The 14,020-nt window shown below is 34.1% G+C and carries 12 protein-coding genes; 6 read left to right on the forward strand and 6 right to left on the reverse strand.

Annotated features, from left to right (window positions below; genetic code table 11):
* The first annotated feature begins 131 nt into the window (after nucleotides 1–131).
* The 3 genes from DKT72_RS09710 to DKT72_RS09720 all read left to right on the forward strand — a co-directional run bounded on the left by DKT72_RS09710 (nucleotide 132) and on the right by DKT72_RS09720 (nucleotide 1,958).
* On the forward strand, nucleotides 132–1,268 hold the full coding sequence (locus DKT72_RS09710) for an Mrp/NBP35 family ATP-binding protein (protein WP_111308541.1): 1,137 nt from the start codon (nucleotides 132–134) through the stop codon (nucleotides 1,266–1,268).
* Nucleotides 1,269–1,271: 3 nt separating this feature from the next.
* The gene (locus DKT72_RS09715; RefSeq protein ID WP_111308542.1) at nucleotides 1,272–1,514 is read left to right on the forward strand and encodes a NifU family protein; all 243 of its coding nucleotides are present in this window, start codon (nucleotides 1,272–1,274) and stop codon (nucleotides 1,512–1,514) included.
* Between the two features lie 111 nt (nucleotides 1,515–1,625).
* The gene (locus tag DKT72_RS09720; protein ID WP_111308543.1) at nucleotides 1,626–1,958 is read left to right on the forward strand and encodes a 2Fe-2S iron-sulfur cluster-binding family protein; all 333 of its coding nucleotides are present in this window, start codon (nucleotides 1,626–1,628) and stop codon (nucleotides 1,956–1,958) included.
* Between the two features lie 80 nt (nucleotides 1,959–2,038).
* Here DKT72_RS09720 and DKT72_RS09725 read toward each other — a convergent pair whose 3' ends face one another.
* From DKT72_RS09725 to DKT72_RS09745, 5 genes are all read right to left on the reverse strand, one after another.
* Nucleotides 2,039–2,938: a metallophosphoesterase family protein gene (locus DKT72_RS09725; protein ID WP_111308544.1), complete on the reverse strand. Its 900-nt coding sequence runs from the start codon at nucleotides 2,936–2,938 to the stop codon at nucleotides 2,039–2,041.
* 55 nt (nucleotides 2,939–2,993) lie between these two features.
* Nucleotides 2,994–4,172 (reverse strand): acyl-CoA dehydrogenase family protein, encoded by a 1,179-nt coding sequence (locus tag DKT72_RS09730; RefSeq protein WP_111308638.1) that lies wholly within the window; start codon nucleotides 4,170–4,172, stop codon nucleotides 2,994–2,996.
* Nucleotides 4,173–4,283: 111 nt separating this feature from the next.
* Nucleotides 4,284–4,943 (reverse strand): tRNA1(Val) (adenine(37)-N6)-methyltransferase, encoded by a 660-nt coding sequence (locus DKT72_RS09735; protein WP_111308639.1) that lies wholly within the window; start codon nucleotides 4,941–4,943, stop codon nucleotides 4,284–4,286.
* Between the two features lie 52 nt (nucleotides 4,944–4,995).
* Nucleotides 4,996–5,520 carry a ribosome maturation factor RimM gene (rimM, locus tag DKT72_RS09740; RefSeq protein ID WP_111308545.1) on the reverse strand — a complete coding sequence of 175 codons (525 nt, stop codon included), beginning with the start codon at nucleotides 5,518–5,520 and terminating at the stop codon, nucleotides 4,996–4,998.
* 156 nt (nucleotides 5,521–5,676) lie between these two features.
* Entirely contained in the window at nucleotides 5,677–6,225 is a 549-nt protein-coding gene (locus DKT72_RS09745; RefSeq protein ID WP_111308546.1) for a 30S ribosomal protein S16, read from the reverse strand.
* A 346-nt stretch (nucleotides 6,226–6,571) separates the two neighbouring features.
* Between DKT72_RS09745 and DKT72_RS09750 the strand changes: the two genes are divergently transcribed.
* Complete coding sequence (locus DKT72_RS09750) at nucleotides 6,572–7,021, forward strand: ferritin-like domain-containing protein (protein ID WP_111308640.1); 450 nt, start codon at nucleotides 6,572–6,574, stop codon at nucleotides 7,019–7,021.
* Between the two features lie 65 nt (nucleotides 7,022–7,086).
* Here DKT72_RS09750 and DKT72_RS09755 read toward each other — a convergent pair whose 3' ends face one another.
* Nucleotides 7,087–8,148 (reverse strand): lactonase family protein, encoded by a 1,062-nt coding sequence (locus DKT72_RS09755; RefSeq protein WP_162623285.1) that lies wholly within the window; start codon nucleotides 8,146–8,148, stop codon nucleotides 7,087–7,089.
* A 174-nt stretch (nucleotides 8,149–8,322) separates the two neighbouring features.
* On the opposite strand from DKT72_RS09755, the gene dnaE reads away from it, so the two are divergent.
* Together dnaE and DKT72_RS09765 are read left to right on the forward strand one after the other, a co-directional pair.
* A complete protein-coding gene (gene dnaE, locus DKT72_RS09760) occupies nucleotides 8,323–12,711 on the forward strand; it encodes a DNA polymerase III subunit alpha (RefSeq protein ID WP_111308548.1) in 4,389 nt (1,462 codons plus the stop codon).
* A complete protein-coding gene (locus DKT72_RS09765) occupies nucleotides 12,712–14,010 on the forward strand; it encodes a pentapeptide repeat-containing protein (protein WP_111308549.1) in 1,299 nt (432 codons plus the stop codon).
* Nucleotides 14,011–14,020 lie beyond the last annotated feature (10 nt).

A 14,020-nucleotide genomic window follows, 5' to 3' on the forward strand; every position in this document is an offset into this window, starting at 1 on the left:
TACAAATAATTATATATTTTCGATATTCATAACAAAACTTAATCATCACATAAATCATTTCAATTAAACCGTTATAAATTCTAAACATTAAGCAGTATATTTGCATATTAGAATGATTCTTAATAAAAGAAATGAAGTTACATAAACAAGATATATTAAAAGCATTAGAATCAATTACTGTTGTAGGCGAGGGTCAAAACATGGTTGAAAGTGGTGCTGTAAAAAATGTTGTCACTTTTGGAGATGAGGTTATTGTAGATATCACAATTAAAAACCCAAGTTTACAAGCTAAAAAGCGTACAGAAGTTGATATTTTAAAAGCTATTCATGATTTGGTGTATGAAAAAGCCAAAATTACTGTGAATGTAAAAGTAGATGCGCCTGAAAAACCCAAAGTGAATGTTATAAAAGGAAATCCTATTCCAGGTATCCAAAATATTGTGGCAGTGGCTTCTGGAAAAGGTGGTGTTGGTAAATCTACTGTCACGGCTAATTTAGCAGTGACCTTAGCAAAAATGGGTTTTAAAGTAGGTGTTTTAGATGCCGATATTTATGGACCATCGATACCAATTATGTTTGATGTAGAGTCAGCAAGACCTTTAGCTGTTAATGTTGATGGTAAATCTAAAATGAAGCCGGTCGAAAATTATGGAGTTAAAGTTTTGTCTATAGGATTCTTTACCCAACCTAACCAAGCCGTTGTTTGGCGTGGCCCTATGGCAGCTAAGGCTTTAAACCAAATGATTTTTGATGCACATTGGGGGGAATTAGATTTTATGCTGATTGATTTGCCACCGGGAACTGGAGATATTCACTTAAGCATCATGCAATCACTTCCGATAACAGGGGCTGTGGTTGTAAGTACTCCTCAAAATGTTGCGTTGGCTGATGCTAAAAAAGGTGTTGCCATGTTTCAGCAAGAAAGTATTAATGTACCTGTTTTGGGAATCATTGAAAATATGGCTTATTTTACTCCTGAAGAACTTCCTGATAATAAATACTATATCTTTGGAAAAGAAGGTGCTAAAAATTTAGCTGAAGACTTAAACGTACCATTCTTAGGAGAGATACCTTTAGTGCAGAGTATCCGTGAGGCAGGAGACGTTGGTAGGCCAGCAGCATTACAAACCGCTACCCCTTTGGAGAGCGCTTTTGAAAAGTTAACTCAAAATGTGGTACAGGAAGTGGTAAGGCGTCATGATGATTTACCACCAACTGAGGCAATAAAAATTACAACAATGGCTGGATGTTCAGCAGTAAAAAAATAGTATATGACTACAGAAGAGCTTAAAATTAATGTAGAAAAAGCATTGGACGAAATTCGTCCGTTTTTACAGAGTGATGGTGGAGATATTTCGCTTTTATCTATTGAAGATGATAAGCTGGTAAAAGTACAATTACAAGGTGCCTGTGTAGGATGTAGTGTCAATCAGATGACCTTGAAATCAGGTGTGGAAATGACAATTAAAAAATATGCGCCACAAATTGAGCAGGTTATAAATATTCAAGTTTAATCCGTTTTTCTTGCCAAATTATCAATTCAGAAAAATATTTTAAAATTCAATAAAAACAAGTATTCATCATTAAAATGATATACTGGTTTTGCCATTATAAATATCAGCGAAATGGAACAGGATATACATATTAAAATTAAAGACAGAGACGGTGTTGAACACAACGTAGTGGCTCCAACAGATATGGCAATGAATCTTATGGAAGTAGTCAGGTCTTACGAATTAGCTCCAGAGGGTACCATTGGAGTTTGTGGAGGTATGGCTATGTGTGCTTCTTGTCAATGTTATGTTTTAAGTGACACAGAATTACCTGAAATGAGTGATGATGAAGAAGCAATGCTATCAGAGGCTTTTAATGTAAAAGAGAATAGCAGATTAGGTTGCCAAATACAAATGACACCCGATATGGAGGGGTTGGTGGTTGAATTAGCACCAGAGAGTTAGAAGTTTTTATCTATGAAATAGGGAATCTGATTTTGAGAATGATTTGAAATTATTAGATTGGTGACAAATGCAACCTAGAGTTAATTAGTTTTATAGTCCAATAATTTTCTAGAACCTTCCAATACGGACCTAACAATTTGAAGGACGCCATCGTCATTGGTATCTATTTCCCATTTTATAAGTGATATTTCCCCTTTTTCAATTTCTATACCAGTGATGCATCTAGGGTGTACACAACTACCATCATTAAAATAAGCGATATCTCCAGGTTCAGGAAATCGTGGTCTGTGTGTATGTCCAGTAATGGTTATTAAATTATTGTTTTCAATAATCCATTTTTTCGTGCGGCGTTCTATTTTAATGAGTTCTGTATAGTTTTTTGCAGGGCTTGTCGGATCAGCAATACCCATAACATTTAAGGGTTTCCATAAAACCCTTACCATAAATCGGCTCCATTTCCAAAATAAATAATTCCACGAATCTGCTTGATGTCCATGTGTTAAAAATACTTCTTGATTGGTTTTACTATGTTTTAATATAATGCCTTCATGGAATTCTATACCCGGAAACAATGCCACATCTTCACCCGTTTTTTCATCAAAAAAAGTATATAAATATTTTTTTACATAATTAGGGTCTCTATAAACCATATCATGATTGCCCCATATATTGTACAGTCTGTTTTCTTTGTAGAATAACTGCAAAAGCATATACACATTTTTGTGCGCTTCAAAAACAGATTTAAAAAAAAGATTTTCCCAAAGTTCATCGCCATCGCCAATTTCACAATATTGAAAGCCTTCGGTATAATAATGCTTTAAGGCGTGAAAATAAATATTTTTGTTGTTGGCAAAATCATCAGCAAAACTATTGTCACCACGATGGCAATCACTAAATAGAATAAACTTACTAGTATCATCAAAGTTGATGACTTTAGCATTCTTATAGGCGCGGTCTAGTCTTTTTTTGGATGAAAGCATTATGGCAAATGTAAAGAAAGATATAGAATAATAATTGAAGTTTTAAATACGCTAATTATTTAAAAGCATTTAAGCCTGTAATATCTAACCCCGTAATTAATAAATGAATATCGTGTGTGCCTTCATAGGTAATAACGCTTTCCAAATTCATGGAGTGGCGCATGATGCTATACTCGCCAGTAATACCCATAGCGCCCAATATTTGCCTAGCTTCGCGTGCAATTTTAATAGCCATATCTACATTATTGCGTTTTGCCATAGAGATTTGTGCTGAGGTAGCTTTATCTTCATTGCGTAAAACACCTAATCGCCAAGTAAGCAATTGGGCTTTGGTGATTTCGGTTATCATTTCAGCTAATTTTTTTTGTTGTAATTGAAATTGTCCAATAGGTTTTCCAAATTGCATGCGCTCTTTGCTATATCGAAGGGCCGTATCATAGCAGTCCATGGCGGCGCCAATGGCTCCCCAAGCAATCCCATAACGGGCAGAGTCTAAACAACCGAGAGGAGCTCCTAAGCCAGATTTATTAGGCAATAAATTTTCTTTTGGAATTTTTACATTATCAAAAATAAGTTCTCCGGTTGCACTTGCTCTTAACGACCATTTATTATGTGTTTCAGGTGTGCTAAATCCTTCCATGCCACGTTCCACCAACAATCCATGTATTCTATCATTTTCATCTTTGGCCCAAACAACAGCAACTTGTGCAAAAGGCGCATTGCTAATCCACATTTTTGCCCCATTTAATAGATAATGGTCTCCTTTATCTTTAAAATTGGTAACCATGTTTCCTGGGTTACTTCCATGGTCAGGCTCGGTTAAACCAAAACAACCCATCCATTCACCGTTGGCCAATTTTGGTAAATATTTTTCACGCTGTGCTTCATTCCCATATTTCCAAATGGGATACATCACTAAAGAGGACTGTACAGAAGCTGTGGAACGTACACCGGAATCGCCACGTTCTATCTCTTGCATGATCAAACCATAAGAAATTTGATCTAAACCGGCTCCTCCATATTCAATAGGTATATAAGGTCCAAAAGCCCCAATGTTTGCCAAACCTTTAATTAGTTGCGTTGGAAATTCAGCTTTATGAGCATAGTCTTCAATAATGGGGGAGACCTCACGTTTTACCCATTCTCTGGCGGCACTTCTCACCAATTTATGTTCGTCAGTAAGCAAATCATCTACATGGTAATAATCTGGTGCTTCAAATAAATCTGATTTCATAAGGATTAAATAAGGCATTTTTTTAAAAAGAAAATAATTAACAAACCACCTGTTCTTTTAAGGAATCGTTAATATGAGTCTCTCAAATTTAATTAATCTATATTGATTTGATTACATTTTTAAATAGAAATGTTTGGTAAGAGAGATATAGTCTGGTGTGTATTGATGTCTTTCGGTTTCAATAACAAGTTCGTTTATTTTTATATCGCTTTTGCGGAAAGAAAACTCTATTAAGCTTCGTTTAATTTCAGAATTTGGATGGCCTTTAACATGCAATAGTCTATTTGGAAATAGATTGAATTTTGAAGCAAGCATTATAAACAAAGCCTCTTCTCTATTAGGAATAATGACCGAAAAAACACCGTTTTCTGAAAGGAGTTTAGAGACGCTTTGCAACAAATGTTCAAAAGGCATGGCATCTTGAAAACGCGCCAAATCACGTTGGGTATTTTCTGTTTTGTAATCTTCGCTATAAAAGGGCGGATTACATATAATAAGATCGTAGGTGTCTTCAATCTCCTCTACAAATTCTTCTAAAGAAGCATGGTAGCAAAACAATCGGTTTCCCCAATGGGATTGCTCAAAATTATCTACACACTGCTCGTAAGCATCATCATCAATTTCAATGGCATCGATAATTTCGGCCTGACTTCTTTGGGCTAACATTAAGGATAAAACACCAGTGCCGGCACCAATATCTAAAATGGAAAAAGGATTGTTTTCTAAACATGTCCAAGCACCAAGTAATACCGCATCTGTACCAATCTTCATGGCACATTTGTCTTGGTTTACTTCGAATTCTTTAAATTTAAAGGGCTTCAAATTACAAATATAAATCAATTAACCCTTCAGGAGTATCTACGATAATGGTTTTGTTTTTTCTGTCAACCTTAACAATAAACTCATCATTCATAGGAATTAAAATTTGTTTATCATCATGTTCGACTTCAAAAAGTGCTTGGGCTGTAGTATCGTTTATAGAAACAATTTTACCAACTTCCCCGTAGTTTTTATCTTCAATAGTAAAACCAATAACTTCATGGAAGTAAAATTTATTACCTTCTAACTTTGGTAAAAATTCTAAAGGTAAATACACCTCGCTTTTTATTAAAGCATCGGCATCGGCCTCGTTTGTAACATCCTCAAATTGTACACGTAATAAATCTGATTTATGGAGTTGAGAACTTTCAATAAAAAATGGGATAAAGTTACCTCGAACATCAATAAACATAGCGTCTAGGTTTTCGTAAAGTTCGGGTTCGTCTGTATCTAGTTTAATAAGCAGCTCGCCATTAAAACTATATTTTCTAACAATTTTTCCTAGATAAAAGCAATCTTCTTTTTTCATTGAGAGTCGTTGTTTTTTTTATTTCCGTGAAGACGGAAATCTTAATATTTTTAAATCGTAAGATCCCCTTCAACAAGGGAATGTACAAAACTATTTTGCACAAAAAACTCCGATATGAATTATCGGAGTTTAAAAGTATAAAAAATTACTGTTTTTTTATTCTTCTTTAGCTTCTGGAGCTTCTTCAGTAGCAGCTTCAGCTGTTTCTTCAACCACCTCTTCTGCAGCTGTTTCAACTTCTTCAGCTACTTCTTCTGCAACAACTGCAGCAGCAATACGAGCTTCATTAGCAGCTTTTTCAGCTTCTAAAGCTTTTGCTTTTGCCTCAGCTTGTGCTTTAGCCAAACCATCAGTTTTTGCTCCAACTTTACCTGCTTTTTCATCTAACCAAGCAGTAAATTTAGCTTCAGCTTGCTCTTCAGTTAAAGCTCCTTTTTTAACACCACCGGCTAAATGATTTTTAAGTAAAGCACCTTTATAAGATAAAATGGCTTTAGCTGTATCTGTTGGCTGCGCACCGTTTTGTAACCAAGTTACGGCACCATCAACATTTAAATCTATACTAGCTGGGTTTGTGTTTGGATTGTAAGTACCTAATTTTTCAAGGTATTTACCATCTCTTTTTGAACGTGCATCTGCTGCTACGATCCAGTAAAAAGGTTTCCCTTTTTTACCATGTCTTTGTAATCTAATTTTTACTGGCATAATAATTAATTATTTGAGGTTCTCGACCTCGGTTATTAATAAGGGTGCAAAGATACTATATTTTTTTAATTATCAACATTTTAATGTCTTTAAAATACTAGTAATTGTATAATGTTAAATACTCTTAAATTATCATAAACACTGTTAAATCGCTTGACTTGAAGGCTTTTTTATCTTATATTAAGAGTGATGTGAAAACAATAGACTTCTAAAGGATTTATTGACACCACATGATTAAGCAAATTATTTATTTGTGTTTAATAATTAGTTTAATACTCAAAGGTTATATATGACTTTTGAAAACAATGAAAACAAACACATGAAATTTAAAATGAAAATGAATATTATGAAGTACACAGAAGAAATTTCGAACAAGTTAAACGAATTGTTAATTAAAAATTATGATGCTGAAAAAGGCTATTTAAATGCTATTGATAATGTTGAAAACGATAGATTAAAAATGTTTTTTAAACGCAGAGCCAATGAAAGAAGTGAGTTTGCTAAAGAGTTAAGAACAGAGATTTTACGTTATGGTGAATTGCCAGAAGACTCGGGAAGTTTTAAAGGAACAGTCCACAGAAATTGGATGAGCTTAAAATCCTTGTTTAGTTCCAATAATGAACAGGCTATTTTAGAAGAAGCTATTAGAGGAGAAGAGGCAAGCTTGGAAGAGTATAAAGAGATTTTAAAAGATAGAACTTTGCCTCCAACAATTGACTCGCTTTTATTGAAGCACAAATCTGCTATTCAGGCAGCAATTAATACAGAAAAAGTTCATGAAGAACTCGTGTCGTAATTAGTATAGTAGAATTTAGTTAATATCAGCGCAACCATTTTTGGTTGCGTTTTTTATATAGCTACCTAAAATAATAAGCAAACAGGAGAAGGCACTTTGACTTCATTTAAAAAAGTCAGTTTTCCTGTGGGCAAATCAATACTGAAAACATTTATATTGTGACTTTTTTGGTTGGCTACCAGTAAAAATTTCCCTGTTGGATCTAGTGTAAAGTTTCTTGGCCAATCTCCATGAACTGGCATGGTTTGGATTTTTTCAATAGTGCCATCAAATTTATTTCGTTTAAAAACAACAATGGAATTTTCACCTCTATTAGAGCCATATATGTAAAGTTCATTTTTAGATAAATGAATATCTGCACAAGAATTTTTACCTTTATAGGTTTCATCTAAAGTAGAATCATAATCAATCTGTTCAAAACCACTTTCTGTTCTTTTAACCGAGGTTATAGAGTTACCATATTCATTGATGATATATATGAATTGTCCAGTTTTTGTGATGGCAAAATGTCTAGGTCCTGGATTTCCAGACATTTTAATAATGGAAGGAGCAGTTAGTTCGTAGGTATCATTTTTTAATTTGTATCGGTATAAGGCGTTCATGCCCAAATCGGCAATAAACAATTCCTCTCTAAAGAATTGACCGGAATGTGCGTGAGATTTTCTGTCTACAGTGTTGTAATCAAAAATTTGTGATGCTTCATTGAGTTTCCCATCTCTTGAAATGCTATATATAGATGCTGTGCCACCACCATAATTTGATACAACCGCTTTGTTACCTTGTTTGTTTAATGAAATATGGCAAGGACCGTTGCCATGACTATTTACTTTATTTAAAAATTTCAACAGTCCATTTTCTTGAATTTTATAAGAAGAAACAGAACCGTCAAGACTTTCATTTACAGCGTATATGTATTTTTTATTTGGTGAATATGCTATAAATGATGGGCTTTGAGTAGCTGCTGCTAATTGCAAATCAGTAAGTTCTCCCGTTTTTGGGTTAAATTGTAATTTGTAAATGCCTTCGCTGTAACCGTCAGTATAGGTGCCTATATATAGGGGAATGTTTTGTGCTTGACAGTTTAAAAAGGATATGACAAGACCTAAAGCTAAAAGTTTAATTTTCATGATGTTTTGTTCCATGGTTTCAAAAATAACCTTTTAAAATGAATTTCATTTAATCTGTTTGAAATTTGCCTTTTGTTCAAAACTCTTCAAAACTTCATTTTAAAGAAGGGGAAATTATCTGTAATTTTATACACTTCGTTTTGCTCTAAACGAATCAACAAATAAACTTACTGAATGTACTTAATTTTCGATACCGAAACTACTGGTTTACCAAAACGATGGGATGCACCCATAACCGATACCGATAATTGGCCACGCTGTATTCAAATTGCATGGCAGTTACATGATGCTATGGGTAATTGTATTGAGAGTCAGGACTATTTGGTGCAACCCGATGGTTTTAATATACCGTATGATGCAGAAAAAATTCATGGTATTTCTACGGAGTTAGCTCAAGAACAAGGCATACCTTTAAATGAAGTTTTAGAAAAATTTAATCAAGCTTTAAGTAAAACCAAATTTGTAGTTGGACAAAATGTGAAGTTCGACTTAAATATTATGGGCGCTGAATTTGTAAGAGGTCATATTGAAAACCCTTTACAAGAATTACCTGTTTTGGATACGTGTACAGAACATACCGCCGAATTATGTCAAATTCCGGGAGGTCGTTATGGTAAGTTTAAATTGCCAACACTTACAGAATTACATGAATATTTATTTAATGTGCCTTTTGCAGAAGCACATAATGCGACTGCCGATGTAGAGGCAACTACGCGTTGCTTTTTTGAATTGGTTCGTTTGGGGGAATATACCAAAGAGCAATTAGATGTTCAGCCAGATTATTTTCAAAATTTTAATGAAGCAAATCCTAAACCGATTCAGCTTATTGGCTTAAAGCATATCAACTTAAAGCAGGAAAGTGCAAAAATACGGGAGCGCCTTAAAAAAGTAGAGGTCAATCAGATTTCTTCGGAGGAAATTAAACAAAATATTTCAGATTTAGAAGACGTTGATTTTGTACACCTTCATAACCATTCCCAATTTTCGGTATTACAATCGACCATGAGTGTTACAGATTTGGTTGCTGCCGCTGCCGAACACAACATGCCTGCTGTTGCCTTAACCGATCATGCTAATATGATGGGGGCGTTTCATTTTGTAAAAGCAGTTACTAACCATAATAGATCTGTAAAAGCAAAAAATGAAGCTGCTATAGAAAAAGGGGATACGCCAAAAGCTAAAGAAATTAAACCCATTTTGGGTTGTGAGTTTTTTGTTTGTGAAGATCATACCGATAAAACCAGAAAAGACAATGGATATCAAATTGTGTTTTTGGCCAAAAATAAAAAAGGCTATCATAATTTAGCAAAACTATCTTCCCATGCCTTTGTGGATGGATTTTATTATTTACCAAGAATTGATAAAAAACTTATTGAGACCTATAAAGAAGACCTGATTGTTTTAACCGGAAATTTATATGGTGAAGTCCCTAGCAAGATTTTAAATGTTGGGGAAAATCAAGCCGAAGAAGCCTTGATTTGGTGGAAAGAACAGTTTGGTGACGACTTGTATATTGAGGTTATGCGACATAAACAAGAAGATGAAAATCGTGTCAACTCCGTGTTAATTGAGTTTTCAAAAAAGCATGATATCAAGTTAGTTGCTACAAATAATACCTATTATGGAAAAAAGGAAGATGCCAATGCCCATGATATTTTGTTATGTGTAAAAGATGGAGAAAAGCAAGCGACACCTATAGGTAGAGGTCGTGGGTATCGTTATGGATTGCCAAATCAGGATTATTATTTTAAGTCTTCAGATGACATGAAAGCCTTATTTAAAGATGTTCCTGAGGCCATTTCTAATATTCAAGAGATTGTAAACAAGGTTGAAGCTTACGACTTGGCGCGAGAAGTTTTATTGCCAGCTTTTAATATTCCTGAAGCTTTTAAAAATGAAGAAGATTTAAAAGATGGAGGGAAAAGAGGGGAAAATGCCTATTTACGGCATATTAGCTTTCAAGGTGCCAAAAAACGCTATGGAGAAAATTTTTCAGATGAAGTTAAAGAGCGTATTGATTTTGAGCTAAGTGTTATTGAAAAGACAGGCTATCCGGGTTACTTTTTAATTGTGGAAGATTTCATTCGCGAAGCTAGAAAAATGAATGTATCCGTTGGACCAGGGCGTGGTTCGGCAGCAGGTTCGGTAGTCGCTTATTGTCTTTGGATTACCAATATAGATCCTCTTAAATACAACTTGCTTTTTGAGCGTTTCCTTAACCCAGACCGTATTAGTATGCCCGATATCGATATCGATTTTGATGACGAAGGTAGAGGGCGCGTTATGGACTATGTTATCAATAAATATGGCAGTAATCAGGTAGCACAAATTATTACCTATGGTACTATGGCGGCTAAATCGTCTATTCGTGATACCGCTCGGGTGTTAGATTTGCCGTTGTTTGATGCCGATAGGATTGCCAAATTAATTCCAACCATGTCCAAATTGGATAAAATATTCGGTTTGACGGAAAAGGAATTAAGCAGTAAGTTTAGAGCGGAAGATTTAGAAAAAGTCAATCAATTGCTCAATATTTCGGAGGGCGACAATCTAGAAGCCGAAACGGTTAATTTGGCTAGAATTCTTGAAGGCTCTCTTAGAAATACAGGGATTCACGCGTGTGGAGTTATCATTACGCCAGATGATATTACCAAATTCGTTCCCGTTGCTACGGCAAAAGATTCCGATTTATATGTCACTCAATTTGATAACTCGGTCGTTGAAGAAGCTGGGTTATTAAAAATGGACTTCTTGGGGTTAAAAACACTCACCTTAATAAAAGATACCGTTAAAATTGTAAAAGCTAAGCACGATATCCTATTAGACCCAGACACGTTTCCACTTGACGACGAAAAAACATATGAGTTATTCCAACGAGGTGAAACCGTAGGGGTTTTTCAGTATGAGTCACCTGGTATGCAAAAACATCTAAAAGATTTAAAACCTACTGTTTTTGAAGATTTAATTGCCATGAATGCCTTGTATCGCCCAGGGCCCATGGAATACATACCGAGTTTCGTCCGAAGAAAACATGGGGATGAGGAGATTCAGTATGATTTACCAGCCATGGAAGAATACCTTAAAGAAACTTATGGTATTACGGTATATCAAGAGCAGGTGATGTTGCTGTCTCAAAAATTAGCTGGATTTACCAAAGGTGAAGCCGATGTGTTGCGTAAAGCTATGGGGAAAAAGCAAATTGCGGTACTCGATAAAATGAAACCAAAATTTGTTGAACAAGCAAGTGCCAATGGACATGATGCTAAAGTCTTAGAAAAAGTTTGGAAAGATTGGGAAGCCTTTGCGAGTTATGCTTTTAATAAATCGCACTCCACTTGCTATGCATGGATTGCATACCAAACAGCTTATTTAAAAGCACATTACCCGGCAGAATATATGGCTGCAGTGTTGTCCAATAATATGAACGATATCAAGCAGGTTACATTCTTTATGGAAGAATGTAAACGCATGAAATTAAATGTATTGGGGCCAGATGTAAATGAATCTTATTACAAATTTTCTGTAAATAAAGATAATGCCGTGCGTTTTGGAATGGGCGCCATAAAAGGGGTTGGTCATGGAGCTGTAGTAACCATTGTTGAGAATAGAAAAAAAGAAGGGCATTATAAATCCATTTTCGATTTCGCAAAACGTATCGATTTACGGGCGGCTAACAAAAAAGCTTTTGAAAACTTAGCATTAGCTGGTGGTTTTGATGGGTTTAAAACCACGCATCGCGCACAATATTTTCATGATGATGGCGATGGTATTACTTTTTTAGAAAAAGCCATTCGTTATGGTAATAAACACCAAGAAAATGAAAACTCTGCTCAAGTAAGTTTGTTTGGTGATGCTAGTGACGTGCAAATAGCCGAACCGCAAGTGCCTCCTTGTGAAGAATGGGGTACTATGGAAAAATTAGCGCGAGAAAAAGAAGTCGTTGGGATATACATTTCGGGACATCCACTGGACGATTTTAAAATTGAAATGACGACATTTTGCAATGCCAGTTTAGCCTTATTTAAGGATTTAAATGCATATGTAAATAGAGAATTGGTTTTTGGAGGTGTAGTGACCGATGTACAGCATCGCGTAAGCAAACAAGGCAAGGGTTGGGCATCTTTTACGGTAGAAGATTATACGGATAGTTTTGAGTTTCGAATTTTTGGTGAAGAATATCTAAAATTCAGACATTTTTTAATGAAAAATAATTTTGTGTTTGTAAAAACCTTAATACGTGAAGGTTGGGCAAATAAAGAAACTGGTAAAATGAGTGAGCCCCGTTTACAGTTTAACAGTTTCCAATTATTGCATGATGTTATGGAAAATTATGCTAAAAAGTTGTCTATACAAGTAAATATTGAAGATTTGAAACAAGAAAAAATATCTCAATTAAAAGAGTTAATGCATATGCATCCTGGGAATCACATGCTTAATTTTGTGGTTTATGATAATGTTGAAAAAATAAAATTGAGTATGCCAAGTAGAAGGCAAAAAGTAAAAATATCCCAAGAATTGCTTAAGGAATTAGAGAATCAAGATGTGCCTTTTAAATTGAATTAGATGAAAAAATCTTTAAAATATTCATTTCTTGTATTTTTATTTATTGCGTTAATAATTTATGATTTTTATTATTGCCAATTTTTGAAAAGTAATTTTGAATTCTTTTCAATTTATCTTTTTCCTGATGACAAGAATTCTAAAGGAGAATTATTTAAAATAATTCTTAGTATTTTGGGTGCTTTAGCTGTTATTTATGGTTTATATGTTTCCCTTAGAAGAGCTAGGGCAATGGAAAGAGGAGTGGAGAAACAAGGTGAATCTATTGAAAATCAAACAAAGCAACTTGAGTTATCGAGAAAATCACAAATTGATGAAAGATTCAAAAATGCAATTGAACATCTAGGTAGTGAAAAAGAGCCAATTATTCTTGGGGGTATTGCCGAATTACATCAGATAGCAAAAGAAAATAAAAAGGATTATGCAGAAATCGTATTTAATATTCTTTGTAGTTATATCAGATCGAATGCAGACATTTACAACAAAACTGCAGATGACATTAACCATACGGCAATACAAACAATTATAAACTATTTGTTTAAGAGAGATTTTAATCAGGATATTTATAGCAATTTAAATGCGAATTTAGGACACACAAATTTATTAGGAATTAATTTCGATGAATGTAATTTAAATAAAGCTAATTTAGTATTTTGTTATTTGCCTAGTTTAAAAAAAGTTAATCTAACTCATGCAAATCTTTCAGGGTCAATATTTAGAACTTCCAGGATTTTTGATTCTGACTTATCTAATTCTGATTTACGTAGTGTAATTTTTCATTTTGGTGTTATAAAAGATTCTTCGATGAAATCTTGTAACATTTCAAGTACATCTTTTTTAGAATGTGAAATAGAAAATGTAAACTTTGACAATAACACTTTTTATCAGGTTGATTTTTCAGCATCATATATCAACAAAATCTCAATTGAAGAATGTTCATTTACTTCAGGAAAATTCTTATGCTCGCATTTAGAGAATATAGATTTTTCCAAGTTAGATTTATTTGGAGGTTGTGATTTTAGAGCCTCAAGCTTTCATTCTGTAACCATTAATAATGTTATTACTAGTTCTAATTTTAAGGGAACAAATAATGAAATAAATAAACATCCTCAGCTTTATGATAGAAGATTAAAAGATAGAGTTGGGAAAGGAACTGAAATTTTTATTGAAAACATTGAATTTGGAAATAATCAGATTGGAGTCCTTACTGATGAAGATTGTGATGAAATTAAAGATTATATTAAGAAAGAAGAGAAAAGAACAATTGAAAAGAAAAAAGTAAATTCGAAGGTTGATAAATAGTTTTTTGCAC

Source organism: Confluentibacter sediminis (assembly GCF_003258355.1).
In the GTDB taxonomy this organism is placed as follows: Bacteria; Bacteroidota; Bacteroidia; order Flavobacteriales; family Flavobacteriaceae; genus Confluentibacter; species Confluentibacter sediminis.

Coding starts and splice junctions, on each gene's coding strand:
- DKT72_RS09750 (WP_111308640.1), top strand. CDS start 6,572: ATGAAGTACACAGAAGAAATTTCGAACAAGTTAAACGAATTGTTAATT.
- DKT72_RS09710 (WP_111308541.1), top strand. CDS start 132: ATGAAGTTACATAAACAAGATATATTAAAAGCATTAGAATCAATTACT.
- dnaE (WP_111308548.1), top strand. CDS start 8,323: ATGTACTTAATTTTCGATACCGAAACTACTGGTTTACCAAAACGATGG.
- DKT72_RS09720 (WP_111308543.1), top strand. CDS start 1,626: ATGGAACAGGATATACATATTAAAATTAAAGACAGAGACGGTGTTGAA.
- DKT72_RS09730 (WP_111308638.1), bottom strand. CDS start 4,172: ATGAAATCAGATTTATTTGAAGCACCAGATTATTACCATGTAGATGAT.
- DKT72_RS09745 (WP_111308546.1), bottom strand. CDS start 6,225: ATGCCAGTAAAAATTAGATTACAAAGACATGGTAAAAAAGGGAAACCT.
- rimM (WP_111308545.1), bottom strand. CDS start 5,520: ATGAAAAAAGAAGATTGCTTTTATCTAGGAAAAATTGTTAGAAAATAT.
- DKT72_RS09715 (WP_111308542.1), top strand. CDS start 1,272: ATGACTACAGAAGAGCTTAAAATTAATGTAGAAAAAGCATTGGACGAA.
- DKT72_RS09755 (WP_162623285.1), bottom strand. CDS start 8,148: ATGAAAATTAAACTTTTAGCTTTAGGTCTTGTCATATCCTTTTTAAAC.
- DKT72_RS09765 (WP_111308549.1), top strand. CDS start 12,712: ATGAAAAAATCTTTAAAATATTCATTTCTTGTATTTTTATTTATTGCG.
- DKT72_RS09725 (WP_111308544.1), bottom strand. CDS start 2,938: ATGCTTTCATCCAAAAAAAGACTAGACCGCGCCTATAAGAATGCTAAA.
- DKT72_RS09735 (WP_111308639.1), bottom strand. CDS start 4,943: ATGAAGATTGGTACAGATGCGGTATTACTTGGTGCTTGGACATGTTTA.